Origin of the sequence: Paenarthrobacter sp. AB444 (genome assembly GCF_028736865.1) — a bacterium.
Taxonomy (GTDB): domain Bacteria; phylum Actinomycetota; class Actinomycetes; order Actinomycetales; family Micrococcaceae; genus Arthrobacter; species Arthrobacter nicotinovorans_B.
The window spans coordinates 132,593-158,712 of the sequence record NZ_JAQZBY010000004.1; the positions used below are offsets into that span (position 1 = coordinate 132,593).

Annotated in this window: 24 protein-coding genes; 15 read left to right on the plus strand and 9 right to left on the minus strand. The window is 63.9% G+C overall.

Features of this window, described 5'->3' with window-relative positions; genetic code table 11:
• Positions 1–22: 22 nt before the first annotated feature.
• The 5 genes from PQ627_RS07170 to PQ627_RS07190 all read left to right on the plus strand — a co-directional run bounded on the left by PQ627_RS07170 (position 23) and on the right by PQ627_RS07190 (position 7,177).
• On the plus strand, positions 23–385 hold the full coding sequence (locus tag PQ627_RS07170) for a DUF202 domain-containing protein (protein WP_274259551.1): 363 nt from the start codon (positions 23–25) through the stop codon (positions 383–385).
• A 183-nt stretch (positions 386–568) separates the two neighbouring features.
• Complete coding sequence (locus PQ627_RS07175) at positions 569–1,474, plus strand: MIP/aquaporin family protein (RefSeq protein WP_274259553.1); 906 nt, start codon at positions 569–571, stop codon at positions 1,472–1,474.
• 71 nt (positions 1,475–1,545) lie between these two features.
• A complete protein-coding gene (locus PQ627_RS07180; RefSeq protein ID WP_274259554.1) occupies positions 1,546–2,721 on the plus strand; it encodes an exonuclease SbcCD subunit D in 1,176 nt (391 codons plus the stop codon).
• On the plus strand, positions 2,718–5,738 hold the full coding sequence (locus tag PQ627_RS07185; protein WP_274259556.1) for an AAA family ATPase: 3,021 nt from the start codon (positions 2,718–2,720) through the stop codon (positions 5,736–5,738). The genes PQ627_RS07180 and PQ627_RS07185 overlap by 4 nt, the downstream gene beginning before the upstream one ends.
• A gap of 86 nt (positions 5,739–5,824) precedes the next feature.
• Positions 5,825–7,177, plus strand: a complete 1,353-nt coding sequence (locus PQ627_RS07190) for an MFS transporter (RefSeq protein ID WP_274259558.1) — start codon at positions 5,825–5,827, stop codon at positions 7,175–7,177.
• Positions 7,178–7,217: 40 nt separating this feature from the next.
• Here the strand turns inward: PQ627_RS07190 and PQ627_RS07195 are convergent, their stop codons facing one another.
• Positions 7,218–8,177, minus strand: coding sequence for a helix-turn-helix domain-containing protein (locus PQ627_RS07195; RefSeq protein ID WP_274259560.1), 960 nt, complete (start codon positions 8,175–8,177; stop codon positions 7,218–7,220).
• 186 nt (positions 8,178–8,363) lie between these two features.
• On the opposite strand from PQ627_RS07195, the gene PQ627_RS07200 reads away from it, so the two are divergent.
• The gene (locus PQ627_RS07200) at positions 8,364–9,839 is read left to right on the plus strand and encodes an APC family permease (RefSeq protein ID WP_274259562.1); all 1,476 of its coding nucleotides are present in this window, start codon (positions 8,364–8,366) and stop codon (positions 9,837–9,839) included.
• 63 nt (positions 9,840–9,902) lie between these two features.
• Here PQ627_RS07200 and PQ627_RS07205 read toward each other — a convergent pair whose 3' ends face one another.
• Positions 9,903–10,697, minus strand: coding sequence for a MoaF C-terminal domain-containing protein (locus tag PQ627_RS07205; protein WP_274259564.1), 795 nt, complete (start codon positions 10,695–10,697; stop codon positions 9,903–9,905).
• A gap of 124 nt (positions 10,698–10,821) precedes the next feature.
• Positions 10,822–11,568: an IclR family transcriptional regulator gene (locus tag PQ627_RS07210; RefSeq protein ID WP_373458767.1), complete on the minus strand. Its 747-nt coding sequence runs from the start codon at positions 11,566–11,568 to the stop codon at positions 10,822–10,824.
• 123 nt (positions 11,569–11,691) lie between these two features.
• On the opposite strand from PQ627_RS07210, the gene PQ627_RS07215 reads away from it, so the two are divergent.
• Both PQ627_RS07215 and PQ627_RS07220 read left to right on the plus strand, forming a co-directional pair.
• Complete coding sequence (locus PQ627_RS07215) at positions 11,692–13,026, plus strand: MFS transporter (RefSeq protein ID WP_274259568.1); 1,335 nt, start codon at positions 11,692–11,694, stop codon at positions 13,024–13,026.
• A 166-nt stretch (positions 13,027–13,192) separates the two neighbouring features.
• Positions 13,193–13,423 carry a hypothetical protein gene (locus PQ627_RS07220; RefSeq protein WP_144659908.1) on the plus strand — a complete coding sequence of 77 codons (231 nt, stop codon included), beginning with the start codon at positions 13,193–13,195 and terminating at the stop codon, positions 13,421–13,423.
• A gap of 58 nt (positions 13,424–13,481) precedes the next feature.
• Here PQ627_RS07220 and PQ627_RS07225 read toward each other — a convergent pair whose 3' ends face one another.
• Positions 13,482–14,153, minus strand: coding sequence for a phosphoribosyltransferase (locus PQ627_RS07225; RefSeq protein ID WP_274259762.1), 672 nt, complete (start codon positions 14,151–14,153; stop codon positions 13,482–13,484).
• Between the two features lie 86 nt (positions 14,154–14,239).
• Here PQ627_RS07225 and PQ627_RS07230 point away from each other — a divergent pair, with 86 nt between their 5' ends.
• The gene (locus tag PQ627_RS07230; RefSeq protein WP_274259570.1) at positions 14,240–14,653 is read left to right on the plus strand and encodes a MarR family transcriptional regulator; all 414 of its coding nucleotides are present in this window, start codon (positions 14,240–14,242) and stop codon (positions 14,651–14,653) included.
• Positions 14,654–14,696: 43 nt separating this feature from the next.
• Here PQ627_RS07230 and PQ627_RS07235 read toward each other — a convergent pair whose 3' ends face one another.
• The 5 genes from PQ627_RS07235 to PQ627_RS07255 form a co-directional block, all read right to left on the minus strand.
• Positions 14,697–15,527: an alpha/beta fold hydrolase gene (locus PQ627_RS07235; protein ID WP_274259571.1), complete on the minus strand. Its 831-nt coding sequence runs from the start codon at positions 15,525–15,527 to the stop codon at positions 14,697–14,699.
• A 1-nt stretch (position 15,528) separates the two neighbouring features.
• Complete coding sequence (locus PQ627_RS07240; protein WP_064721759.1) at positions 15,529–15,858, minus strand: biotin/lipoyl-containing protein; 330 nt, start codon at positions 15,856–15,858, stop codon at positions 15,529–15,531.
• The gene (locus tag PQ627_RS07245) at positions 15,851–16,885 is read right to left on the minus strand and encodes an alpha-ketoacid dehydrogenase subunit beta (protein WP_274259572.1); all 1,035 of its coding nucleotides are present in this window, start codon (positions 16,883–16,885) and stop codon (positions 15,851–15,853) included. Before PQ627_RS07245 ends, PQ627_RS07240 begins: the two co-directional genes overlap by 8 nt.
• A complete protein-coding gene (locus PQ627_RS07250) occupies positions 16,878–17,927 on the minus strand; it encodes a thiamine pyrophosphate-dependent enzyme (RefSeq protein ID WP_274259574.1) in 1,050 nt (349 codons plus the stop codon). The genes PQ627_RS07245 and PQ627_RS07250 overlap by 8 nt, the downstream gene beginning before the upstream one ends.
• A 138-nt stretch (positions 17,928–18,065) precedes the next feature.
• Entirely contained in the window at positions 18,066–19,451 is a 1,386-nt protein-coding gene (locus PQ627_RS07255; protein WP_274259576.1) for an amino acid permease, read from the minus strand.
• A 173-nt stretch (positions 19,452–19,624) separates the two neighbouring features.
• Here PQ627_RS07255 and PQ627_RS07260 point away from each other — a divergent pair, with 173 nt between their 5' ends.
• The 6 genes from PQ627_RS07260 to PQ627_RS07285 all read left to right on the plus strand — a co-directional run bounded on the left by PQ627_RS07260 (position 19,625) and on the right by PQ627_RS07285 (position 26,118).
• Entirely contained in the window at positions 19,625–20,098 is a 474-nt protein-coding gene (locus PQ627_RS07260) for an Lrp/AsnC family transcriptional regulator (RefSeq protein WP_141282652.1), read from the plus strand.
• Positions 20,099–20,210: 112 nt separating this feature from the next.
• The gene (locus PQ627_RS07265) at positions 20,211–20,930 is read left to right on the plus strand and encodes an NUDIX hydrolase (protein WP_144659915.1); all 720 of its coding nucleotides are present in this window, start codon (positions 20,211–20,213) and stop codon (positions 20,928–20,930) included.
• Complete coding sequence (gene nadA, locus PQ627_RS07270; protein WP_274259578.1) at positions 20,927–22,234, plus strand: quinolinate synthase NadA; 1,308 nt, start codon at positions 20,927–20,929, stop codon at positions 22,232–22,234. The genes PQ627_RS07265 and nadA overlap by 4 nt, the downstream gene beginning before the upstream one ends.
• 38 nt (positions 22,235–22,272) lie before the next feature.
• Positions 22,273–24,066 (plus strand): L-aspartate oxidase, encoded by a 1,794-nt coding sequence (nadB, locus tag PQ627_RS07275; protein WP_274259580.1) that lies wholly within the window; start codon positions 22,273–22,275, stop codon positions 24,064–24,066.
• The gene (nadC, locus tag PQ627_RS07280; protein ID WP_274259583.1) at positions 24,059–24,937 is read left to right on the plus strand and encodes a carboxylating nicotinate-nucleotide diphosphorylase; all 879 of its coding nucleotides are present in this window, start codon (positions 24,059–24,061) and stop codon (positions 24,935–24,937) included. Before nadB ends, nadC begins: the two co-directional genes overlap by 8 nt.
• A 14-nt stretch (positions 24,938–24,951) precedes the next feature.
• Positions 24,952–26,118 carry a cysteine desulfurase family protein gene (locus tag PQ627_RS07285; RefSeq protein ID WP_274259585.1) on the plus strand — a complete coding sequence of 389 codons (1,167 nt, stop codon included), beginning with the start codon at positions 24,952–24,954 and terminating at the stop codon, positions 26,116–26,118.
• Positions 26,119–26,120: the final 2 nt, after the last annotated feature.

Consider the following 26,120-nt stretch of genomic DNA (forward strand, 5'->3'; position numbering starts at 1 on the left):
CAGCAGTGAGCGGAGCGGGGCGGTGAGCGGCGCCATTCCGGAAGCCACCCGGGATCCCGGGCTGCAGCCGGAACGAACCACTCTGGCGTGGCGCAGGACCTTGATCTCACTGGTGGTGGTGGATCTGTTCATTTGGCGCAGCTGGCTGACATCCGAGCCGTCGTCGATCAGTATCATCAACGGCCTGCCGGGGCTGGACTATCAAGGAATCTGCGCCCTGGCGGCTGCAGCAGCCACGGTTGTTCTCGCTTCCGTTGTCTGGGTCCGGTCGAGGCAGCTGCAGGCCGGGATCGCAGCGTCCTCGGCGGGGCTGATTCTGGCAAGCACGCTGGCCGTCCTGGGACTGGGTGCCGCAGCGATCGCGGCCATTGCGTTGGGCGGATAAGCTCGAGGGTAGGTTCGCGTCCTTAGCCCTGTCCCAGCACCTTCAGCTTTAACCCAGCAACTGTCCAGATTCGGCTGGCAAAATGCTCAAGGATCCCTGTCGCTTGCAAGAGCGCCCCCGGGCCATCCCCATGTGCGTGGGCACCTGTACATCTACCACCCCGATCGTAAGGACCCGTTCCCCATGACCTCTTCTGTTCAGGCCGCAACCGATCCCCAGCCAGGACTGCTGGCCAGGTTGTCGGCCGAAGCCCTGGGATCGCTGTTCGTTGTGCTTGTGGCGGTGGGCGTTTCGATTTTCTCGAACCCTTCCGGTGCGCCGCTGCCTGCAGCTTTGGCGACCGGTCTGGCAGTTACCGCGTCCATGGTGGCCTTTGGCTACATCTCCGGTGGCCACTTCAACCCGGTGATCACTTTGGGCAACCTCATTGCCGGTCGCATCCGGGCTGTGGCCGCGGTAGCGTACATCGCAGCACAGATCATTGGCAGCGTCATTGGCGCCGCCCTGGTGTACATCGTGGTCACCATGGTGCCCGTACTCACGGATGCGCGGGCCGCCTTCGGATCCACCGCGGCGGGATACGGTGAGCACGCAGCAGCACAAACCCAGTTGGCCGGCGTGTTGCTGGTGGAAGTTGTTGGTTCTGCGCTTCTTGTGGCCGTGTTCCTCGGTGCCACGGCCGGACGCCGGGCTCTGCCGACCTTGGCCCCGTTCGCCGTAGGACTAACCGTGGCCGTTCTGCTGCAGCTTGGCCAGGTTCTTGGCAACCTCCCGTTCAACCCGGCACGCGCAACCGCCCAGGCATTCTTCAGCCCCTCGTGGGCCCTGGACGGACTGTGGCTGTTCTGGGTGGCTCCGCTCATGGGCGCGGCTTTGGCGGGGCTGGCTTTCCGTGGATTCCAGGGCTTGTCCGCTGGCCCTGACGCGGCTGCCGAACCCCAGTCCGGTTCCGACGCCATCAATGACGACTTCGACGCCGGCACCGCTGAGAAGGCGTCGGACTCCGAAACGGACGCCGCTCCGCAGCCGCTTCCGGGCAAGCCGGCACACGATGACGCCCGCGACTTTTTCGACGGCAAGAAGGGCTAGCGAACCGTAAGGGACGACGGCGGACGGCTTGTCTGCGCTTTTTTGTCGGTGCCCGCGGTTAGCTTGGAAATATGCGGTTACTCCATACATCGGATTGGCATTTAGGCCGGTCATTCCACGGCGTGGGCATGCTGGAAGCCCAGCGCGGCTTCGTGGACCAGCTCGTGGCTTTTGTCCAGGCCCAATCGGTGGACGTGGTGTTGATTGCCGGAGACGTCTACGACCGCGCGCTGCCCGGCCTGGATGTGGTGAAGCTGCTCGATGACGCCTTGGTCCGTCTGACCCAGGCTGGCGCGGCCGTTGTGGTGACCAGCGGCAATCACGATTCCGCCATCAGGTTGGGCTTTGCGTCCCGGCTCCTGGAACGCGGCGGAGTCCATGTCCGGACACGCGTGGAGGAATTGGACCTCCCGGTCCTGATGCCGCTGGAACCGGGAGGGGATACATCCGCAGAGGTCGCCATATACGGAATTCCCTACCTTGAGCCCCGACTGGTGGCCGAACGCCTGGGCGTCGATAACGCCAACCACTTCGATGTCACCAAGGAGGCGACGGACCGGATCCGGCGCGACGTTGAGCGCCGCCGCGAATCCGGCCCCGTCCACCCGGTTGTCCTGGCGCATACGTTCGCCAGCGGAGGCATCACCTCCGAAAGCGAGCGGGATATCAGCATTGGCGGACTGGGGGCAGTTCCGCTGGACCTGTTTGAAGGCTTCACGTATACGGCACTGGGCCACCTTCATGGGCGCCAGGAGCTGGCACCCAACGTCCGATACTCAGGTTCTCCGTTGGCCTACTCCTTCTCCGAGGCCAAGCACCACAAGGGCGCATGGTTGCTGGACATTGGAACCGACGGGGCAGCCAGTGTTCAGGAAGTCCACTGGGAGCCTCCCAAAGCGCTCGCAGTCCTGCGGGGCAAGCTGGATGATTTGCTGGCCTCCCAGGAGTACGCCTGGGCAGAGAGCGCCTACGTCCAGGTCACCCTGACGGATGCGGAACGTCCGCCACAGGCCATGGAGAAGCTGCGCACGCGCTTTCCCGAAACACTGGTTCTTGCCTTTGACCCGGAAGGCTCCGAATCCAAGCCGCAGACGACTTACAGCAACCGGCTCTCAGAGGCCGAAAACGATCTTGATGTTTGTTGCGGTTTCCTCGAACATGTCCGTGGCCGGGGCGCCGCTGAGTCCGAGGTAGTTGCCCTTCGCGAAGCCCTGGAGGCTGTCCGTCTGGAGGACGCGGAACTATGAGGATCCATCGGCTGGACATTGAAGCGTTCGGGCCCTTTGCCACGCCACAACACATCGATTTTGACCTGTTGAGTGCCCAGGGGCTGTTCCTTCTCAACGGCGCGACCGGTGCAGGCAAAACGAGCATCCTGGACGCGATCTGCTTCGCCCTGTATGGCTCGGTGCCCGGGGCCAGGCAGGAAGGCAAACGGCTGCGCAGCGATCATGCCCTTCCTGGCGCCGAACCTCGCGTGGTCTGCGAATTTTCCGCGCGCGGCAGGCGTTTTGAGGTGACTCGGTCCCCGGCGTGGGATCGCCCCAGCGCACGTGGCCGCAAGGGCTTCACCACGCAGCAAGCCAAGACGCTCTTGCGGGAGAAAGTGGCTGGGCATTGGGAAGAAAAGTCGTCCAGGAACGATGAAGTCGGCGCTGAGCTTTCCGACGTCCTTGGCATGGACAGGGACCAATTCACCCGGGTAGTCATGCTGCCGCAGGGCGATTTCGCCGCTTTCCTCAGATCCAAGGCGGGTGACCGCTTGGACCTCCTTCAGAAACTCTTCGGCACCCAGCGCTTCGAGGCGATCGAACAGGAACTCGCCCGTCAGGCCGCAGACGCTGCCAAGGCCGTGGAGGAGAATGCCTCTGAGCTCAAAATGCTCCTGGACAAGGCAGCTTCCGAGCGCGATCAGCTTGGGTTGGAGCAAGCCGGGGTTGACGGCGAAGACACTCCCGCGAGTGCCGCTCCCGATCCCGGCCTGTGGCTCGCTGAGGTCCAGGCGCAGGTGGACGACGAAGTGAAACGGCGGCAGGACGAAGCCACAGTGGCTGAATCCCTGTGGACCCGTTTGAGTGGCGAACTCCGCGAGGAGCAGGAGAAAACGCAGCGGCACGAACGGCTGCGCTCAGCGACCCAAAGAAAAGTTCTCCTTGAACTGGCCGCCCCACGTGCCCTGGAGAACAAGGAACTACTCGGAAAGCACCGCCGCGCTGCTGTCCTGAACGGACAACTGGACGCCGTCGATGCTGCCGAACGCAAATTCACGTCTGCGGAGACCCGGATGCAACAGCTCCGGGAGAAGTTGTCAGCATCGGGCCTGGATTCGGAGAACCCTGCTGCCGCACTGGAGAGTGTCAAGGCCTCCATGGCCGTCATCGAGGCGAGGCTCCCTGACGAGCAACGCCTCGAGGACGTTGCCCTGCGGCTCGACGCAGAGCGCAAGGAAGTCGCCCGTCAGCAGGCTGCGGCCGGGTCCGTCGCTGCTACCCTGACGCAACTGCGCGAGGAAGCCGCACAGCTTGAAAACCGCATGGAACCCTTGGTGTCCGTTGCCGCCGACGTAGCTGCGGCGGAACGCGAGGCGACGGCAGCGGCCGAACTGGTGGGCGTCGTCTCCCGCCACACAGTGGCCGCGGCTGAGCTGGAGGACCTCACTGAAAAGCACCTCCAGGCCCGGGTCGCCGCCCAGGATTTCAAAGAGCAGTGGCTTGACGTGCGGGAACAGCGGCTTGCCAATGCGGCCGGCGAACTGGCCGCAGCGTTGGAAAGCGGAGAACCGTGCGCCGTCTGCGGAAGCACCGAGCACCCGAATCCTGCGTCAGCTGTCCGCACTGCTCTTTCCCTTGCCCAGGAAGAGGAAGAAGCAAAGGCCCGGTTTGAAGCCAGCGAGGAAACGTTGGGGAAGCTCAGAGAAAAGCTCTCTGCGGCTGCCCAAATGGTTGCCGGGCTTCAAGCACAAGGCGGAGCAACGGATCCGGCCGAAGCGGACGATCGTTTGTCCAAGGCTGAGGCGGCTGCCACTTCCGCGCAGCGGGCCGCCACTTTGCTGGAGGAACTGAAGGCCCGCCAAGATCACATCACTGAGCGGCTTCTCACTGCGCAACAGGAACAAGCAGAGTGCCTGCAGGCCGAAGGGCAGGCATCATCGACCGTCCTGCTGCTCCAGGAACAACATGAAGTCCTTGAGGCTGGGCTTTCGACGCTGCGGTCCGGTTTCTCCAGCTTGCGCGCTCGCTTGGACGCTGTGTCGGCGGATTGCGCGCTGCTTCAGGAAGCCACGGATGCCGGATCCGAACTAAGCCGTGCCTCAGAAGCCCGGCTCGACGCACTGGAGTCGTTGAAGAAGGCGTTCTTGGCAGCGGGATTCTCTTCTGCCAACGAAGCCCGTCACGACATCCTCCCAGCCGCCGACGTGGTGGGCCTCGAGAAGGACATTTCAGATTTCGACGCCGAAACGGCCCGGCTGGATGAGCTGTTTGCCAACGAGGACATCGTCCTGGCAGCCAAAGAAATGAGTATCGGCGAGCTTCCCCTGCCCGAAGCTGAACTCGCCGGGGCGCAACGTAGGGCCTCAACCGCGGCCGGGGATGCCCAGGCTGCGGCGTTGGCAGCCGGCCTTGCTGCCAAGTCGGCCGAAACCATCCGCCGATTGCGTACCAGCTATGAGGCACTCGCCGAAGCCGGGAACGAACCCCGCATGCGCGCGTTGATGTTGGCCGGCCTCGCCGACACTGCCCGGGGCTCGGGAGATAACGGTTACCGGATGAGCTTGCACACCTACGTCCTGGCTGCACGACTCGAGCAAGTCGCCCTCGCGGCCTCCGAACGTCTGGTATCCATGAGCGATGGCCGCTACACGCTGCAGCACACAGATGCCAAGGCTGCCCGGGGTGCGAAGTCAGGCCTGGGGCTGGAAGTCGTGGATGAATGGACCGGTCAGCGTCGTGACACGTCAACCCTCTCCGGAGGGGAGTCCTTCATGGCCTCGTTGGCGTTGGCGCTGGGATTGGCGGACGTGGTGCAGCAGGAGGCCGGTGGCGTGGACATCGAGACCCTGTTCGTGGACGAAGGTTTCGGTAGCCTCGACGAGCAGGCGCTGGAACAGGTGATGGACGCCTTGGAGGGACTGCGCGACGGCGGCAGGGTAGTTGGCCTGGTCAGCCACGTTGCGGAGATGAAGCAACGCATCACGAGCCAGCTTCAGGTGGTCAAGGGGCGCAACGGCTCCAGCATACGGTTCGCGGAAGCTGTTCCGGTCTGAGGCTCTTCCGATAGACTTATTCCGTTACACCGGGTCTCGCGCATCGGGAGGAGGGACGATGCGCACACTTTAGCGAACCCGGATTAATGGAAAAATCTACAGTGGCCACCCAGCCCGATTCACACGTGGCGCCCCGTCCCTCCCGCTTGCCAGGCCGTTTTGCCCGGCTCCCCGAACTGGCCGGACCTGGATTCCTGCCGTTGGGGCTGTTTGCCCGCCTGCCACTTGCCATGCTGACCGTGGGCGCCCTGACCCTCGTCACGGCAGTCAGTCACTCCTATGCCATCGGTGGCATGGCCGCCGGTGCTGTCGGCATCGGATCGGCACTTGGAGCGCCGGTCCTTGGTTCCCTGGCTGACCGCGCAGGGCAGCGGATTGTGCTTCTTGTCGCAGCAGTGGTCAACACCCTCGCCGTCGCCGCTCTCTTGACCACCGCCTATCTCACCCCGGCCTACGGCTCGGCCTCTGATGCCGTGGGAGTTCTCATCGCTGCCTTCCTGGCCGGCGCAAGCTGCCCGCAGGTGGGCCCCATGGCCCGAGTCCGGTGGATGGCATTGACTACCAGAAACCTCTCGCATGCCACGAGCGGCAGCAAGAGCGTGGCCTCCAACAGGGCCGATCTGGACACAGCACTGTCCTATGAGGGGACCGCCGATGAAATCACCTTTGTCCTGGGTCCGGCTTTGGTGGGTTTGCTCGCAAGCCTCGTGGCGCCGTGGTTGCCGCTCGCCTTGGCGGCCGTCATGACCATTACGCTGGTTCCGGCCTTTGCGGTGCACCCCAGCCAGCTGGCCGTGGTGCCGGCACCGCGGGTGCCGGGTGCCGGCGTCGTACATTCCGGAGAACAGGCAACCACCTCGCCGCGCCGCAACCGATGGTCCGCGGCGGTGGTAGCGGTCCCCGTGGTGGCGATGGTGTGCATGGGCACCTTTTTTGGTGCAACCCAAAATGCCCTCAGCGCCTATTCCGCCCAGTACGCGACGGCTGAGATCGCTGGACTCCTCTATGCAGTGATGGGACTCAGCTCAGCTGTCGCGGCCCTCTCCGTGGCCTTCTGGCCGCAACGCTTCGGCCTGGCGTCGCGATGGGTTGCTGCCGCGCTGGCCATGACGGGCCTGTCGGTGCTGCTGTTCCTTCCGTCCGGCATCTGGCCGATGGTCTTCGTCCTGTTGCTCCTCGGTATCCCTGTGGGGCCGGTGATGGTCACGGTCTTCAGCATCGGTGGTGTCGTGGCACCTGCCGGTCGAATGGCGACGGTCATGACGGCCCTGGCCAGCGGGATCGTGGCGGGCACCGCACTGGGGTCCTACCTGGCGGGCCAACTTGCTCAGACCCAAGGGGCAGGAGCGGCCTTCGCGGTATCCATGGGCGCAGCCGGTGGTCTTCTGCTGCTGGGCGCCATCACCTGGCTGGTCATGAAGCGGCGCCCACAGTCCTAGCCGCCCTCCAGCCGGCACCCCAAAGACAACCGCACTGGTGCTAAGCGCTGTTGCGGTAGCCGGTGGGGGAATTGCCGAACGCTGCGCGGAAAATTCTGCTGAAATGGGCGGCATCGGTAAAGCCCCAGCGTGCGGCGATGGCGGTGACAGGGCGGTCCGCCAGCACCGGGTCCCTCAAATCGCGCCGGCACCGTTCCAGGCGCCGCTGCCGGATGGACGATGCCACAGTCGTGCCGATTTCCTGGAAGAGGTCGTGCAGATGCCGCGTGGAGATGTAGTGCGCGGCGGCGATGCTCCCGGGGGAGAGTCCGGGATCGCCAAGGTTGGCTTCGATGTAGTCGTGGATACGGCCCAGGAGCAGCAGATGCGGGTCCCGGCCGGTTTCGATGAGTTGGTCGAGCTCTCCGTTGAACAGCGTCGTGACCAGGTCCAGTGCGTTATGGACCAGCCGCAGGCCATTGGCGCCAGAGAGCGCCTCAAGGTTGTCGGCAAGCTTCACCAGGAACGGACTGATGAGTTCCCCCAGCCCCTGGTCGCCCGGTATCCGAAGCGCAGTCACGTGCCCCATGGCCTCTGCCGGCAAGTCGAGCAGCACGTGCGGGAACATCAGCACCAAGGTGCGGAAGTCGTCGTCGAAGGTTAGCCGGTAGGGACGGGAGGTGTCGTAGATGGACAGATCGCCGGGACGAAGCAAGGCCTCCCGTTCGTCCTGGACCAGCCGGCCCGATCCCGCCAACTGGATGCTGAGCTTGAAGAAGCGGCCCGTGGATCCGGCAATCAACTCCGGAGTACGCAGGACCGTATGGGGTCCGGCCGTCACTTCCACGACGGAGATCTGGCCCAGCACGCGAGCCCGCATGATCCCGCGGAAAGACGCGTCCCTGGGGCCCGTTGCCGCCAAGGGTACAAAGGACGCAGAGATGGCCCGGCTCCACTCCTGGAACGACTCCGCGACGATGGTTTGAACGGTTGCGGGGTCCGTGTGAGCTGTGACGGTCATCGGACTCCCTTCGTGAGCTTGCCCACGATTCTACACCGGTAACCTCGGCCGGAAGTGGCGTGCGTGTTCCGACAACTACCCTGCCGTGTGAGACAAGTCACGCAGTGTTCCGGCGGTGGAAGATTGCGGAAACACTACGTGCCGCGCCGATCTCCCGCGGCACCGAGGCAGGAGCAGGAGCACACTATGAGCGTGGACAACCCCGTCAAAGGCAGGACCGCAGGGACCGTCGGCACCAAACGCCGGCTGGGCGTACCGGCTGTGACCTTCATGATTATCGCGGCCTCTGCGCCGCTGACCGTTCTGGCTGGGGGAGTCACTACAACGTTCGGCGTAACCGGAGTGACCGGCGTGCCGTTGTCCTTCCTGGTGTTGGGTGCAATCCTGGCGCTGTTCGCCGTCGGTTATGCGGCAATGAGCCGGTACGTCACCAACGCGGGCGCCTTCTACGCCTACATCGCGCAGGGCATTTCCCGGCCTGCCGGTGTCGGGGCTTCCTTGATAGCCCTGATGGCGTACAACCTCATGCAGGTAGGCATCTACGGCTTGTTTGGCTTCACCGTCTCGTCCCTTCTGTCGGCGCGGCTTGGCATCAGCGTGCCGTGGTGGATCCCGGTGTTGTTGTGCATCGCGATCGTGGGATGGCTTGGGGTGAACAGGGTGGATCTGTCGGCCAAGGTGCTTGGGGTCCTGGTGGCCCTGGAGTTCCTGGTGGTCATCATTTACGACGTCATGAGCCTGGCGGTGGCTCCCGAAGGTGTCAGCGCAGCGGGCTTCAGCCCGGAGAGCCTGTTCGTCCCAGGCGTGGGTGCGGTCCTGTCCTTCGGTATTGCCGCCTTCATGGGTTTTGAATCCGCCGCCATTTACGGCGAAGAGTCCAAAGACCCGCAGCGCACCGTCGCCCGGGCCACCTTTGCCGCGGTGGGCATCATCGCTGTTTTCTATGCTGTTTCAGCCTGGGCCATGACTGTGGGAGCGGGCCCCTCCGCGGTGGTCGAGACCGCTGCCACCAGTGGCCCGGACATGATTTTCGCCTTCCTCGGCGAACACGGGGGTGTGCTCCTCAGCGACATAGCGCAGCTCCTTTTTGTCACCAGTCTTTTCGCCGCCCTGGTGAGCTTCCATAACGCCGTGGCCCGCTACTTCTTCTCCCTTGGCCGCGAACGCGTCCTTCCGGCGGCACTTGCCAAGGTTCGTGCTGGCAGCGGGGCGCCGTTCGCCGGTTCGCTGGCGCAGACGGTGATCGCCGTCGTCGTGACCATCGGTTTTGCCGTTGCGGGATCCGGTTCCGAACTCGGGGAACTGTACCCCGTCCTGACCATGTTCACGTGGCTGACCAACAGCGGCGCCCTCGGGCTGGTGTTGCTGATGACTGTTGTGTCCGTGGCCGTGATCGGCTTCTTCCGAAAGAACGGGCACGGCGCAAGCCTGTGGGTGCGGGTGGTGGCGCCGGGCTTGGGCTTCGCCCTGCTGGCCCTCGTCCTGGTGCTGATTGTGTCCAACTTCAACGTGTTGCTGGGCCAGTCGGAGTCCACGGCCGCCAGCTTTGTCCTGCCCCTGTTGGTCCTGCTGCCGGGCGTGGCGGGCATCATCTGGGGCTTGCGTCTGCGGCGCTCGCAACCGGCGTTGTATGCACGGATTGGCCACGGCGCGGAAGACTGAACCGTTCCGCAACGAATGCGTCCCCGGCAGGTTCTGCCGGGGACGCTTCCGCGTTGTGGGTGCTTAGATTGCGGGGTTCAATTCGGCGCTGTGGTGGCTGACGCTGATCAAGCGGCCATGCGCTCCGAACGTGAAGTGGACGGGATTGACGCCGGCTTCGTCCCAACCGAACAGGCTGCCGTGGGAACGGATGGCGTTGACGTCGCGGTGATCGGCAACGGTCACCGATCCGCACGGAATCACCTTCTCGCGCCACGTGAACACGAAAATGCCCGGCCTGACCTGGAAAACGGTGTTGGAATCGGTGTCCGCCAAGCCACGCTCCGGACCGGCCAGGCATTGCCACGTGTACCAGGTGGGGCTGAGGTAGACGTGCTCGTAGGCGTGGACCGGGCTGTAAATCCATTCGACGCGGCGGCCGATCAAGGCTGTGCTTTCGCCGATGGCGTCACCTCTGGCTGTGAGGCCCTCCAGCGTGCCGACCCGGAAATCATGCTGCACGGCGGTGGCCGCCGCGGTTGCCCGGCCCAGATGCGCACCGATGTACAGGGCGCGGCCGTTGGCCAGGTCCGCAATGAGCGAGACCGCGAGTCCAGCATGAACACTGCTGTGCCACTGCGCATAGTAAAGGTCCTCGGCAACCTTGAAGACCTCGTGGGTCGAGGTGCCCGTGTAGCCTGCGGCTGTCCACGTGACTTCTTCGTCGTCGAAGCTGAAAGTCATGGGGCCGCCGTCGCCGACCACCGTCAGTTCCTTGCCCGCCAAATCCTGGACGATCGGCGCCTTGTTGGCATCGAAGCCGGGCGCCAGGCCGTCCAGGGGCAGCCAGTTGGAGGTGTCAAGAAGATTCAGGCTCATGGGTTCCTTCCGAAACTCGAACAAGGCCAGGCCAAGGCGGTCCTGTCCTTCGTCGAGTATTCGAGATCCGCCGGCCCTCAGTCTTGTGTGCCGGGGCACACTCCTTGGCGTGGAACGAATGACCTCAGGCCAGTTGGCTTTCGATACGTGCTGCACTGGCAGCCAAGGCCTGGCCCACCTCGTCGGCGTCCTGGTCAAGCCGGATATAGACGACGGCGATCGCGGCCGGCCGTCCGCCCGGAACCTTGATGGGGGCGGCGATGGAGGACAAGCCGGCCACTACTTCATCATGGCTGGTGGCGTAGCCGAGTCGGCGGGCCTCATGGGCTTCAGGCCGGTACGGGTTGCCCGCGCCCACCTGCTGCCACCGTTCTTCGGTCATGCTTGATTGAATGGCAATGCCGGGAGCGCCGGTGCTGACGGGGTGCCGGCTCCCTGGATGTTGGGCGAGGGCCGCGCCGGTGTGGCGTGGTTCAACCGTGACCAGCGTGACGCATTCCTGGTGGTCCCACACGGCGATGAATGCTGTCATGTGCAGGGTGTTGGCCAGTTGAGTCAGCTCCGGCAGGGCGGCGGTTTGCAGGTTCCGGGAAACCCCGCTGGCCAGAACGGAAAGACCGGGACCCGGTTGGACCCGCCCGGAATCGTCGCGGACCACCAAGGAGTGGTCTTCCAACGTCCTGAGTATCCGGTAGGCAACGGAGCGGTGCACACCCAGGGCTTCGGTAAGTTCCCCGATGCTGAGGGGACGATCGGCTGCGGCGAGGATCTCCAGCGCGCGGATTCCGCGGGAGAGTGTTTGCGACGGCGGGACTTGGGTCCCCGCTTGCTGTTGGCCGTTGACGCCGCTGCGTGGATTCATGCGAACCATCCTATGTTGGCGGCGTGTTGACAAGGCTGTGCTTTGAGTCACAGCTTGTAGTATGGTTTCCTAACTGACCGTTCTGTCGGTTATGCACGTCTCGCATCGCACTTTCACCCCAATGGAGTTCCAATGACCGCAACTTCCACTGTCGACTCGCCGTCGGGCCCAAGCAGCAAGCGCGAAGAGCGCCGGGTTCTGGCGGGAACCCTGGTGGGCACCACCATCGAGTGGTACGACTTCTTCATCTTTGCCCAGCTCACCGCCACCCTGTTGGCACCGTTGTTCCTTTCTCCCCTGGAAAAGTCCAACCCGGGAGTCGCCCAACTCCTTTCCTTCGCTACGATCGGCATCAGTTTCCTGTTCCGTCCCCTCGGTGCGTTTGTGGCAGGCCACCTTGGCGACAAGATGGGACGCAAGGCCGTACTGGTCATGACGCTGGTCATGATGGGAGCGGCTACAGCGCTGATCGGTGTGCTCCCCACCTACGAGACGATCGGTCTCTGGGCGCCGGTATTGCTGATTTTCCTCCGCGTGGTCCAAGGATTCTCAGCGGGCGGCGAATGGGGTGGAGCAGCCCTCATGGCAGTGGAGCACGCCCCCATCAAGAAGCGCGGGCTCTTTGGCGCCTACCCCCAGATTGGTGTCCCCATCGGCATGATCCTGGCCACCGGACTGTTGTTCTTCCTGCAGTCCGGCATGTCGAAGGAGACCTTCACAGCCTGGGGCTGGCGGGTACCGTTCCTGCTCTCTGTCGTCTTGATCGTTGTGGGGTACGCAATCCGCCGGGCCGTCGGTGAGAGCCCGGTCTTCAAGGAACTCGCCCAGCGCAAGGCTGAGAGCAAGGCACCTCTGGGTGAGCTCTTCCGTCGGAACAAGAAAGAAGTTGTTCTCGCTGCCTTGATCTTCATCGCCAACAACGCCGCGGGCTACCTTCTCATAGCCTTCTTCATCTCCTACGCCACCAAGGCGCTGAAGATGCCGGCGCCACAGGTTTTGCTGGCCACTACCATCGCATCCTTCGGTTGGCTGATCTTCACCATGGTCGGTGGCTGGCTCTCTGACAAGATCGGCCGCGTGAAGACCTTCCTGATTGGTTATGGTTTGGTGTTTGCCTGGATGATCCCGATGTTCGTCCTGATCGACACCAAGGACATCCTGCTCTATGGAATGGCCCTGTTCATCCTGACCATCGGCCTCGGCCTTTCCTATGGTCCGATGTCCGCCATGTACGCAGAGATGTTCCCGGCCCAGGTGCGCTACTCGGGCATCTCGATCGGTTACGCACTCGGTGCCATTCTGGGTGGTGCATTTGCGCCCTTGATTGCCCAGGCCTTGTTGGACTCCACCAAGTGGTCCGGGTCGGTGGGCCTCTACATCATGGGGCTGTGCATCATCTCGGCAGTCGGCGTGATCCTCGCCAAGGAAACCCGAGGCCGCCCGCTTGGTTACAGCGTGCACCACTAGCAGCCAAGGCAAAAGAGGGGCGCAGCCGTGACGGCTGCGCCCCTCTTGCTTCGCGCTGGAAAGGGAAGCTCCATGGTGCAACGGCAGAGTCGATCAAGCAATGTTCGAAAGATCTCAGTCGAGCGGCGTCATTTTTGCATGTAGGCAGGCACTCCAAGATGGTGCTGTGAGGAATGAACTCATCAAATCTTTGGGGGACTTAATGAAGAAAATAAGCTATGCCGGCCTGAGTATCGGGCTGTTGATGATCCTGGTCGGTTGGATACTCGACATGTATGCCTTGCTGGGCAGCCTTGGGCCTTTGGTGATGAAAGCCGGTGTTGGCATCCTCGTAGCAGCTTTGGCGCTTTTGATGTGGAGAGCCCTCAGGGTTTACAACGAACGTCTGGACACATGAACTCGACGCGGTTCCTTCAACTACCGCCGCCCGACGTTGGCGCTACGGGGGGACGAAGCTACTGACGCTGCCCTTTGGCCGCAGCACCCTTCAACAAGTCCATGACGTCCTCGTCCGTCAATTGCTCGAAGTGCTGGTAGAAAGCGCCTACCGCATGAAACTTGCCCGGAGTGTGGAGGGCCATGACGACATCGCAAACCCGCGCCAGTGATGATGAGGCCTCTAAAGACGCCACTGGAACAGCGGCAATCACGGTCTTCGCTCCGCCTGCCCTGACGGCTTCCACAGCGGCGCGCATGGTGGCCCCGGTTGCAAGGCCGTCGTCTGCCAGGACGACGGTCTTCCCGCGGAGATCGTGGCTGGTCCCGGGATACTCCTTGGCCCGGCGCAACAGTTCCGGGCGTTCGTGGGCTTCCACAGTGTCCAAGGCCGACTGCGGGATACCGCGGGCGAGAATGAGTTCCCGGAGCGGCCTGTTGATGATCCGGAGCACATCGCCACCTGACCACGCCAATGCGCCGAAAGCAGTTTCATCCCTGCCCGGGATACCGAGTTTGCGCACCAGTACGGCGCCGAAGGGCAGATACAGTTCCGAGGCGGCTGCGGCGGCCACCGGCACACCGCCCCGGGCGAGCCCCAGGACGACGGTATCGGGACGCTCCCTTAGTTGCGGGAGTGCTTCAGCCAGGCGCCGACCGGCTTCCGACCGGTCCTTGAAACGCATGCCCATTCGCTCCACTTCCACGTTATTTATTGCTTTCCCAAGCCTACCTTCCGGACCTTGCCCGCCGCCGCCTCCACTGAAAGCATGGCCTTGTGAACAAGCCCATCGGATATTGGATCAAGAGGCTGGACGCCGCGCTGGAGGTCCAGTTGGATCGCACCTTGGCCCGGATCAAGCTGACCCGCCGTCAATGGCAGACTCTGGCTACGTTGGCCGATGGTGCCATGCTTCCGGACCAGCTTGAAGACGTGCTGAAGCCGCTGTGGGGTGGTGATGACCGCTTGCGCGAGCGTGAACTCGCTGCTTTGGTGGGGCACGGAATGATCACCATGATCGATGACCGTCTGGCCCTGAGCGAGCGCGGGCGGGAAAGATATCACCAGGCCCAGCTGCTGGTGGAAGATGCACGGCAGGACCTCTCGATGGGGATCGGCATCGACGAGTACGCGATGGCCTTGAGCGTCCTGGAACGCATGAGCCTTAACGCAGAACGGCTGGCCCGTTAGAGGGCCAGCCGTTGAGGGGAGCAGTCGCCTTCTCAGCTGGGGGCTAGACTCCGAGGAACTCGATGGCGGCCTCCTTGAAGGCCCTGCTGGTGATTACGTTGGTATGCGTGCGCCCGGGGATAATCAGGGTTTCGACCAGCCCACCGCGTTTTGCTGCCATGGCGGCCAGCTCCGGCATGGTTGCCGCCCGTTCGTCCTTTTCCCCGGCGACCAGCAGCAGGGGCACGTGCGGGGCGGCCTCCGCGGGATCGAACGGCTCGCCCTTGATGGCCTCGATCAGGGACAACATGGCAAACAGGTTGTTGCTGGGAAGCAGCTGGGCCATCTTCAAGAGCCCGTTGGTGGATTCGTCCTCGATGGGAGTGCCGTCGGCCAGGTGCCGTTGGGCAGCAGCGAGGTCGAAGGCGGCCAAGGGGTCAGCTGAGCTTGGCCCGCCCAGGACGATCCTGTGGACGAGGTCCGGCTGCGTGGCCCCGAATTCCCAGGCCAGCCGCGAACCCAGCGAGTAGCCGATGACATCCAGTCCGGTGGAGGGGTCGCCGTCGCGCAGGGGCCGGGCTCCGGCGTCGGTCACTATCTGCAAAAGGTCGGCGCGGATCCGGCTCGGCGTGTAGGAATCCAGGTCCTCGGGGGAGTGGCTCCGGCCGTGTCCCGGAAGGTCCACGGTGATCACCCGGCGTCCGGCTTCCTGGAGGGTGGTGATCCAGCCGCTGTCTGCCCAGTTCAGTTTGCTGGAGGAGGAGAAGCCATGGATCAGCAGGACCGGGCGGAGTCCGGCGTCGGAGGCCGGCTCGTGAACTTCCACGAACAGTCCGGGGTCCGTTCCTTCGACTGTGTGCCTGTGCTGTTCCACGGTGTGCCTGCCGGTCATCATGTCAGTCCTCATCGAGTACGGCGCTCAGGCGGACCCGGCGCTTGGGTGCTTCGTCCTTCGGAACAGTGCCCACGATTCCGGCGGTATCGTCCGGAACTTCGAACACGATCAGCGGGGCGCCGACATTGATGATCTCTCCCGGCGCTCCGTGAATACGGACAACTTTACCCGCCTGGGGGCTCGGCAATTCGAGCGCGGACTTGCTTGTTTCCAGTTCAACGATGGGCTGGTTGCGTTCAACCTGCTGTCCCGGTTCCACCAGCCAGTCCAGCACGGTGGCCTCGATGAGGCCTTCGCCCAAATCGGGAAGAGGAAAGGAAATTTCAGCCACGGCGGTACTCCAGTACACGTTGGATCCCAAAGAGGATGCGGTCGATGTTGGGAATGTATTCGTCCTCCAGGTCACCGGAGGGGTAGGGCACGTCAAAGCCGGTGACGCGTTCCACCGGCGCCTTCAACGTGTCGAAGCACTGTTGGGTGATGAGCTGGGCGACTTCGGCGCCAAGGCCTGAGGTCAGGGGCGCTTCATGCACGACGACGGCGCGCCGCGTCTTTCCCACGGACCTCGCCAAGGCCTCGGCATCAATCGGCTTCAGCCAGCGCAGGTCGAGCACTTCGACGTCGATCCCGTCCTCTGCGGCGAGCTCAGCGACTTGGAGGCAGCGGGACACCATGGCGCCCCAGGCGACGAGCGTCAGGTGCCGGCCTTCCCGCGCCACGCGGGCTCCGGTGGGCCGGTCGTCGTCGGACGTCGTATCCACCGCTCCCTTCTGCCAGTAACGGGATTTCGGTTCCATAAAGATCACTGGATCCGGCCGCGTGGCCGCGTACTTGAGCAGATGGTAGGCATCGTGCGGGTTCGACGGCGAGACCACCTTGAGGCCAGGTACGTGGGCAAAGAGGGCTTCCAGGCTCTCGCCGTGGTGCTCGGGAGCGCGGATGCCGCCGAAGCTGGGCACGCGCAGGGTGATGGGCATGGGCAGGGTGCCGCGGCTTCGGTAGTTCATCCGGGCGATCTGGCAGATGATCTGGTTGATGGCCGGATAGGCGAAGCCGTCGAACTGGACTTCGGGAATGGGGTGGAAACCCGCCATTGCCAGTCCCACGGACATGCCCAGGATGCCCGATTCAGCAAGTGGGGTGTCGAAGACGCGGTCCTCGCCATGCTTGGCCTGAAGACCGTCGGTGATGCGGAAGACGCCGCCGAGGCGGCCGCAGTCCTCTCCGAAGATGAGGGACTTGGGGTTTTCTGCCAGCACCTCATCGAGCGCCAGGTTCAGCGCCTGCTGCATGGACAGTTGCTGGATGCCGGGGGCTCCGGTGTTCGCGGAGGGCAATGCTGTGATGGTCTCAGACATGTTCTGACTCCTCGCGCCACGCGGTGGCCTGGGACTGAAGGGATGGAGTTGGCTCCTGGAAAACCAGGCCGAACATTTCGGCTCCGGGGCGGGGGCCGAGATCCTGGATTCCCGTGCGGATGGTTTCCACTTCTTCCTCTGCCCGGCGTTGCGCCTCGGCGAAGAAGTCCTCGTCTGCAACGCCGTCGCTGAGCAGCCGCTGCTTGAACCGCGCCAGCGGGTCCTCGCCGGCGTCCAGGCATTCCTCCTCCAGGGTCCGGTAGCGGCCGGGGTCATCGGCTGTGGAGTGCGGTCCGCGCCGATACGTCATGGCCTCGATCACCACCGGACCGTTGCCGTTCCGGCAGCGGGCGAAGGCGGACCGGGTGGCCTCGTAGACGGCAACGACGTCGTTGCCGTCCACCTGCAGTGCGGGAATGCTGTATCCGGCAGCCCGGGCTGCCACGGATCCTCCTGCCACTTGGCGTTCGGTGGGGACGGAGATGGCCCAGCCGTTGTTCTGGATGAAGAACACCACGGGCGCCTTCATGACGGCTGCGAAGTTCATGGCTTCGTGGACGTCGCCCTGGGAGGACGCGCCGTCGCCGAAGTAGGTCATGGCTACGCCGGTCTGCCCGTCAGGGTGGGACAGCGTTTGGCCATGGGCCCAGCCGACAGCGTGCAGGACGGAGCCGGCCACAACTGCCTGGATGGGCGCGAACCTGGACTCCATGGGGTTGTACATCCCGCCGTGCCACGTGGCTTTGTGGGTGGACATGTAGCCCACCATGTCCAGCTCCATGGCCCGTGCCACACCCATCTCACGGTAGGTGGGGAACACGAAGTCCCGGCTCCTGTCCACGGCGTATCCGCTGCCCACCTGGGCTGCTTCCTGCCCGAGTTCGGGTGCGTAGCCGGGGATGATGCCTTGGCGTTGCCATGCCACAGCTGAGGTGTCCAGGTGCCGGACCACTGCCATCAGCGTGTACAGCTCGCGGAGTTGGTGGTGGGTGAGCGGGGCGGCGTCGTCGTCGACGATGGCCAGCGCGGGTTTGGTCGTCATGGCTGTGACCCTAGTCACCGACGATGCGTCTTCGCAATAAGCTCAGTATCCAGCAAAAACTTTGTACAAGTTGAACAAGCAAAGAAGCCCCGCACAGTACAAACTGTGCAGGGCTTCTAGGATGTTGCTGACAGAAGACTATCCGCCGTGGTGCGTTTCCTTGCCGGCTTTTGCCCTGGCGTTGAGGAAGCATCCGGCCGCAATCACCAGGATAAGGAGGAACGTACCGATGAGCTGGCCGGCGCTCTCCGGGTTGGCGAAGCCCACCACGAAAATGATGCCCAGCAGGACCAGTCCCACGATGGTGAGATAGGGGAAGCCCTTCATCCGCAAGGGCAGCTCAACGCCTTCGCGGTCTGCCCGGCGGCGCAGGATGAACTGTGAGACCAGTGCCGTTCCCCACACCACCAGGCAGGTGGACCCCACGAGGTTCAGCAGGGCGGGCAGGATCTTCTCCGGGAAGAGCAATTCGAGGACCGTGGCGACGAAGCCAAAGGCCACCGAGATTCCGACGGCGGCTACGGGAACCTTGGCGCCGCTCAGCTTCGACAGGAGCCGTGGTGCTTCGCCGCGCTCGGAGAGTGAGAAGATCATGCGGGATGCGCCATAGAGGTTGGCATTCAAGGCCGAAAGCAGCGCTACGACGGCCACCAAGGTGATGGCGGTTCCGGCACCGGGAATCCCTGCGATGTCGAGGACTCCGGCAAAAGGCGACTTCAGGCCATCCGAACCCACGGGGAGGATCGCCGCGATGACAAAGACGGACCCGATGTAGAAGACCAGGATGCGCCAGACCACGGTGCGGATCGCCTTGCCCACACTGTGCGCCGGGTTTTCGGTTTCTGCTGCCGCCACGCTGACGATTTCCGTGCCGCCGAAAGCGAAGATCACAACGAAGAGTGCAGCGGCCATGCCGCCGATGCCGTGGGGCGCGAAGTCGCCGAAGGCCGAGAGTCCGGGGGAGGGGACGTTCGGAAGCCAACCGAACAGCAGTGCGGCTCCGATAAGCAGGAAGATGACGATTGCTGCGACCTTGAGGATGGCGAACCAGAATTCGAATTCGCCGAAGTTCCTCACTCCTACCAGGTTGATTCCGGTGAAGACCACCATGAAGACCAGTGCCAGGATCCACACGGGGATGACCGGCCACACGGAGAAGAGCAGTCCTGCGGCTCCCAGGGCCTCAGCGGCAATGACCACCACCAATTGCAACCACCACAGCCAGCCGATGGTCCCGCCTGCGGTTTTGCCCATCGCTTTCTCGGCGTAGACGGAGAAAGCGCCGCTGTTGGGGTTGGCTGCTGCCATTTCGCCCAGGGCCCACATCACCAGGATGATCAATGTTCCGGCAACGAGATAGGAGATAAGGACTGCCGGCCCTGCGGCTTGCACGCCCGCGCCGGAACCAAGGAACAGTCCTGCGCCAATGGCGCTGCCAAGCCCCATCATGGTCAGTTGCCGCGGTTTGAGCGAATGCCCGAGGCCGGAGGTTGGGGCAGGAGCCGCGATGGACTTCGTTGTCATACGTGTCTACCTTCTATGGATTGCAAACGGGTTTGGCGTGCCCGCCTCGTGGGCTGGGCAAGCGGGCGTCGACGACGCAGCAAGAGCGTGGAATAATTCTCGCAGTTTGTAAGATACATCACTTTTTGCTTAGGCGATGTGATGGGTAGGGATCCCCGGGGACAGGAACTTTGATGCTGGTCGATGCGCTTGATGCAAAAATTGTACGTTTTTTCACTGATTCGCCGCGATCTTCCGTGCTGGAAGCCTCACGGGTACTCAGGGTTGCGCGCGCCACGGTGCAGTCCCGGATCGACAGGATGATCGAAAACGGGGTCATCGGCTCTTGGGTGCCCCAGCCGGATCCGGCCAACTTCGGATTCCCGGTAGTGGCGTTCTGCTCGGTCACCATTACCCAGGAGATCGGCCATGACGCCATCATCGAGAGCCTGAGTGCCATCCCGGAGATCATTGAAGTGCATACCGTGACGGGCAATTCGGACCTGATGGTGCGCATCGCGGCCCGGTCCAATCCGGACATGCAGCGGGTCCTGGACGCCATGATCGCCACCAAATCCGTCGTCCGGTGTTCCTCGGTGATCGTGCTGAACAGCCATATCCAGGGCCGGACGCTGCCTTTGATGGAAGCCGCCGCCAAGTCAGTGTGACGCAAAGCATTTTGCTGGAGGGCTGCGGAGCCGTACCATTAGTTCTAGTCAATGTGACTTTAACTAGCGCAGTCCTCACCGCAAGGACTGCTCCAAGCGGCGATGAAGCGAGGTGAACGCCGTGAATCCAAGCTCCGCCAACGTCGCCGAAAGGCGACTCGCGCCGCCGTCGTTGGCTATTTCCACGGTGATTTTCGCCCTCCGACCCAGCGAAAAATCCGGCAGGCCCACCCTCTGGCTCCCCTTGGTCCGCCGAATCCGGGAACCCTATAAAGACATGTGGGCCCTCCCCGGAGGTCCCCTGGCCCACGATGAATCGCTGCAGGATGCCGCCTCCCGCAACCTACGCGAGACCACCGGCCTCACGCCGCACTACCTGGAACAGCTGTACGCCTTCGGCGGCCTGCACCGCTCGCCCAGCCAGCGCGTTGTCTCCATCGTCTATTGGGCCCTGGTGCAGCCGACAGAGGCAGCGCTCGCCGACGAGTCCGAGAATGTGCGGTGGTTCCGGGCGGACAAGGTCGGAGACCTCGCGTTCGACCACAAGGCAATCGTGGACTACGCCCTCTGGCGCCTGCGCAACAAGATGGCCTACGGATCCATCGCCTACCACCTGCTGGGGGAGTACTTCACCTTGGCACAGGTCCGTGAAGTCTATGAAGCGGTCCTGGACCGCCAGCTCGATCCCGCGAACTTCCGCCGCCACATCAAAGCCACGCCGGAAATAGAAGAAACCGGTGAATATCTCCAGGGCGGCAAACACCGTCCCCCACGCCTCTACCGCTTCACCGGAACACCCGGCCTCGGGCCAGACAACAGGAGTACACCATGAGCAGCGTCAACACCGCCGTCCAGCTGATCACCCGCGAGGAAGCAGAGAAGGGCCTCTCACGCGCAGGATCAACCTGCAGCCCGGCCTTGGCCAGGGGCCCATGGGAATACGACCTCGCCGAAGCCCTCTCCGGTGCACCCGCCTACGGTCCGGGTGCTTCCAGCGACGACGTCGCACCGCCGGCAACGCCGCGCCAAGGCCAACTGCCGGAAGAGTACAAAAAAGCCAGCGACGCCGAACTTGACGCCCGCATCCGGGCCGCCAAAGCGGCACTCGGGGACCGCGCCGTCATCCTGGGCCACTTCTACCAGCGTGACGAGGTCATCCAGTATGCGGATTTCGTGGGTGACTCGTTCCAGCTGGCCAACGCTGCGCTGACCAAGCCGGACGCCGAAGCGATCATCTTCTGCGGAGTGCACTTCATGGCCGAAACCGCCGACATCCTCTCCACCCCGGAGCAGGCGGTCATCCTGCCCAACCTCGCCGCCGGATGCTCCATGGCAGACATGGCCGATGAGGACTCGGTGGAAGAGTGCTGGGAGCAGCTTGAGGAAATCTTCGGCACCGAACCCGATGCCGCCGGGCGGGTTCCGGTCATTCCCGTGACCTACATGAACTCTTCCGCCGCCCTGAAAGCTTTCTGCGGACGCAACGGCGGAATCGTCTGCACCTCGTCCAACGCCAAAGTTGTGCTCGAATGGGCCTTCGAACGCGGCCAGCGTGTCCTGTTCTTCCCCGACCAGCACCTTGGCCGCAATACAGCCAAGGCTCTCGGCGTACCCCTGGAACAGATGCCCATGTGGAACCCGCGCAAGGAACTGGGCGGAAACGACGAACAGACGCTGCTGGACTCACGGGTCATCCTCTGGCACGGCTTCTGCTCGGTCCACAAACGCTTCAACGTAGCCCAGATCGAGAAGGCCCGCCAGGACTTCCCCGGCGTTAACGTGATCGTGCACCCGGAATGCCCCATGGAGGTCGTGGACGCAGCGGACTCGGCGGGCTCCACCGACTTCATCAAGAAGGCGATTGCCGCGGCCACAGAGCCCACCACCTTCGCCATCGGTACCGAGATCAACATGGTGAACAGGCTCGCAGCGGAAAACCCGCAGCACACCATCTTCTGCCTGGATCCGGTCATCTGCCCGTGCTCCACGATGTACCGCATCCACCCTGGCTACCTTGCCTGGGTGCTTGAGGAGCTCGTCGAGGGCCGCATCGTCAACCGCATCACTGTGGACGACACCGTCCAGGACAACGCCAAGATTGCCCTGGAGCGCATGCTGGCCGCCAAGCCGGCCTAGCCCAACAGGCACTCCACCTAGTTCGAATCGAGCCCCACATGACTACAGAGAACCCGGCCGCAAGGCCCGCGACCGGACGGTTGATCGTCGTCGGAAGCGGCATCGCCGGCCTGTATTCTGCCTTGCTCGCCGCGGAGTCCGGCGCGGAGGTGGTGCTGCTGACCAAAGGTGCGCTCGCAGAAAGCAACACCTACTACGCGCAGGGCGGTATTTCCGCCGTACTGGACGAACCCGCGCCCGGTGACACCGTGGCCGCCCACATCGCTGACACGCTGCGCGCAGGCGCCGGACACTGCAACGAAGAGGCGGTGCGGATACTGTGCACCGAAGCACGGTGGAACATCGCCGGGCTGGAGCGGTTCGGCGTCAGTTTCGACCTCGACGACGACGGCGGCCCGGCGCTGGGGCTCGAAGCCGCGCATTCAGCTCCGCGCATCCTCCACACCGGAGGGGACGCCACCGGGGCGGGGGTGGCAGCGGCGCTGATAGCGTCCGTGCTGGACTTCCAGGCACAGGGCAGGATCACGGTGTTCGGGAACGCCCAGGTAACTTCCCTGGCCCACGACGACGGCCGCGTGGTTGGCGTCGATTTCCTCCATGAAGGACTAGCCCAAAGCCTCCGGGGCGACGCCGTGCTCCTTGCCACCGGTGGGGCCGGTCAGCTGTTCGCCCAAACCACCAACCCCTCGGTGGCAACCGCAGACGGCCTGGCACTGGCCTGGCGGGCCGGAGCTGCCGTGGCCGACCTCGAATTCTTCCAATTCCACCCCACCTGCATGGTCTCCCACAGGCCAGCAGCCGCAGCCGGCGGCGATGCGCACCCCTTGCTCATTTCCGAGGCCGTCCGCGGTGAAGGCGCACTCCTTGTTGATGCCAATGGATATCGCTTCATGCCCGGGTACCACCCCGACGCCGAGCTCGCGCCACGGGACGTGGTCTCCCGCAGTATTGCCCTGCACCTGGCCTCGTTGGGTGAGACGAACGGCCATGTCTACCTCGATGCCACCGTCATTGAGGAACTGCGCGGTGCGGGTTTCCTGAACAAGCGCTTCCCAACGTTGAGCCGCCACACCCGGCAGGCGGGCTTGGACTGGACCAAGGAACTGGTCCCCGTCGCACCGGCGGCGCACTACTGGATGGGCGGCGTGGTGACCGACTTCCACGGCCGGACCACTGTTCCGGGCCTGTACGCGGCCGGCGAGGTCGCCTGTACCGGCGTGCAGGGCGCAAACCGGCTGGCCAGTAACTCGTTGCTTGAAGGTCTCGTGTTTGGGCGGCGGGCTGTTGAAGCGTTCCTGGGTGTGTCCGAGGTCCCGCCCAGCGGACTCCCTCTGCGTGCTAACTCGGCCGTGGGCGGCAGTTCCACAGCCCCCTTGGCGCCTGCGCTCGATCCTCGTGCCAGCGAACGCCTCGCACGCTCGGCGGCCGGCACGGGCTCTCACGCGACAACGGCGCTGTCGGGGACTCTGGAACTGCCGGTAGGTGCCCCGGCAGCACCTGTGAGCGGCTTCTCCAGGGCCGCGTTGCAGCGGCTAATGACCGCCAAGGCCGGGGTGCTTCGGAGTGGGGTGTTGCTGGCCGAGGCTGAGGCTGCGCTTGAGGCGTGGGCTGAGGAACTGTTGCCCTTGGATGTTCCTGGTTCCTTGGAGATGCGGGTGCATGAGGATGCGAATCTGCTGTTGGCGGCCCAATTGCTCGTGCGTGCGGCCCGGGAGCGGCCCGGGTCCTTGGGGGCGCACTACCGCAGCGACAACGTGACCCAAGCAGCCGCCGTCGTCGATTTTGACAAGAGTGACACCATGAGCCCGAAAGCGAGCCTCGTCCATGACTAACCTGACCCTCCCTTCCGCCCCCGTGCGGGACATCCTGGAGCGGGCCTTTGCTGAGGACGCTCCCAGCGGCGACATCACATCCCAGCTGCTCATCCCGGCCGAGGCGCGGGCGGTCGCCGTCCTCAACGCCCGGGTGCCGGGCGTCTTCAGCGGCGGCACCGTTTTCCGTGATGCCATGAAGATCGTGGACCCCGACACCGAGGTGGAATTGCTGCTCGCCGACGGTGAAGCCTTCGACGCCGGAACTCACCTGGCGCGCGTCAGCGGCAGTGCACGGTCGGTACTGATGGCCGAACGGGTGGGCCTGAACCTGGTGCAGCGCATGAGTGCCATTGCCACCAAGACGGCGGAATTCGTCCGCCTGGTGGAAGGAACGCGTGCCCGGATCACTGATACGCGCAAGACCACCCCGGGGCTGCGGGTGCTGGAACGGTACGCGGTCCGCTGCGGTGGGGGAGCGAACCACCGTTACAGCCTTTCCGACGCCGTACTGGCCAAGGACAACCACCTGGCCGTCATGACCGGTGGCGACACCACCAAACTGACAGAACTGCTGATCGCAGCCAAAGCCCAGCTTGGCCACACCACGCACTTCGAGGTCGAAGTGGACAGTGCCGAACAGATCGAACCCGTGTTGGCTGCAGGGGTGGACACCATCATGCTGGACAACTTCTCCCTGGAGGAGCTGCGCGCCGGAGTCAAGCAAGTGGACGGCAGGGCGATCGTGGAAGCCAGCGGCAACGTCAACCTCGATACGGTCACCGGCATCGCCGCAGCCGGAGTCGACGTGATCTCCATCGGCGGCCTGACCCACAGCGTGAACGCCCTGGACCTTGGCCTGGACATCGAACTGACTTCGGGCCGGAACTGAAAGCCGTTCCCGACATGATCTTCCTGGATGCTGCGGCCACCACCCCCGTCCGCCGTGAGGTACTTGAGGCCATGTGGCCCTATCTGAGCGGTGAATTCGGCAATCCCTCCAGCCATCACACCCTGGGGGAGGCAGCCGCAGTGGCGCTCGCAGAAGCGCGTTCCGGCGTTGCGAAAGTGTTCAATTGCCGTGCTGGTGAGGTGACGTTCACCTCGGGCGGCACGGAGTCCGACAACCTGGCCGTCAAGGGCATCGCCCTCGCCCGGCAGGCCGCCGATCCAGCGCTCAATCGTGTGGTGATCAGCGCCGTCGAGCATCCCGCCGTGGAAGAATCAGCCCGTTACCTCGAACGCGTCCACGGCTTCGCTGTGGACATCGTCCCGGTCGACGGCGACGGACGGGTCACCGTGGATGCGCTGCGCAGTGTCCTGCGACCGGAGACGGCCCTGGTGAGCATCATGTATGCCAACAACGAAATCGGGACCGTCCAACCCATTGCAGGGCTCGCTGCAGTGGCCCACGCCCAAGGGGTTCCTTTCCACACCGACGCGGTCCAGGCCGCCGGGTGGTGTCCGCTGGATGTCAAGGTTCTCGGTGTGGACGCCATGAGCATTTCGGCACACAAACTGGGGGCGCCTAAAGGATCCGGTGCCGTTTTCCTCAAAGGGCGACTGCGTGTCGAACCGCTCATCCATGGCGGTGGGCAGGAACGCGGGAAGCGCTCCGGGACCGAAAATGTGGCCGGAGCCGTAGCCTTGTCCACGGCGTTGGCACTCGCCCATGCTGAACAGCCGGCTCAGGCCCAACGCGTCGCGCAGTTGCGTGACAGCTTCATTGACCGGGTCCTTGACACGGTGCCGGACGCTTGGCTCACCGGCCATCGCAGCGAACGCCTGCCGTCGGTCGCGTCCTTCTGCTTTCCGGGAACCAGCGGCGAATCCGTCTTGCTCGAGCTTGAGCGGCTGGGCGTTGTGTGCTCCAGCGGATCGGCATGCGCCGCAGGCTCCGATGCGCCGTCTCCAGTGTTGCTGGCCTTGGGTATCGCACCGGAAACGGCCCAGACGGCTGTCAGGTTCAGTTTCACCTCCACCATTTCCGACGCCGACCTGGAGGCAGCCGCCGTCGCCGTGGAAACCGCCGTCGGGCGTGTCAGGAGCCTTGCCGCACCACAGGCGGGCTGACC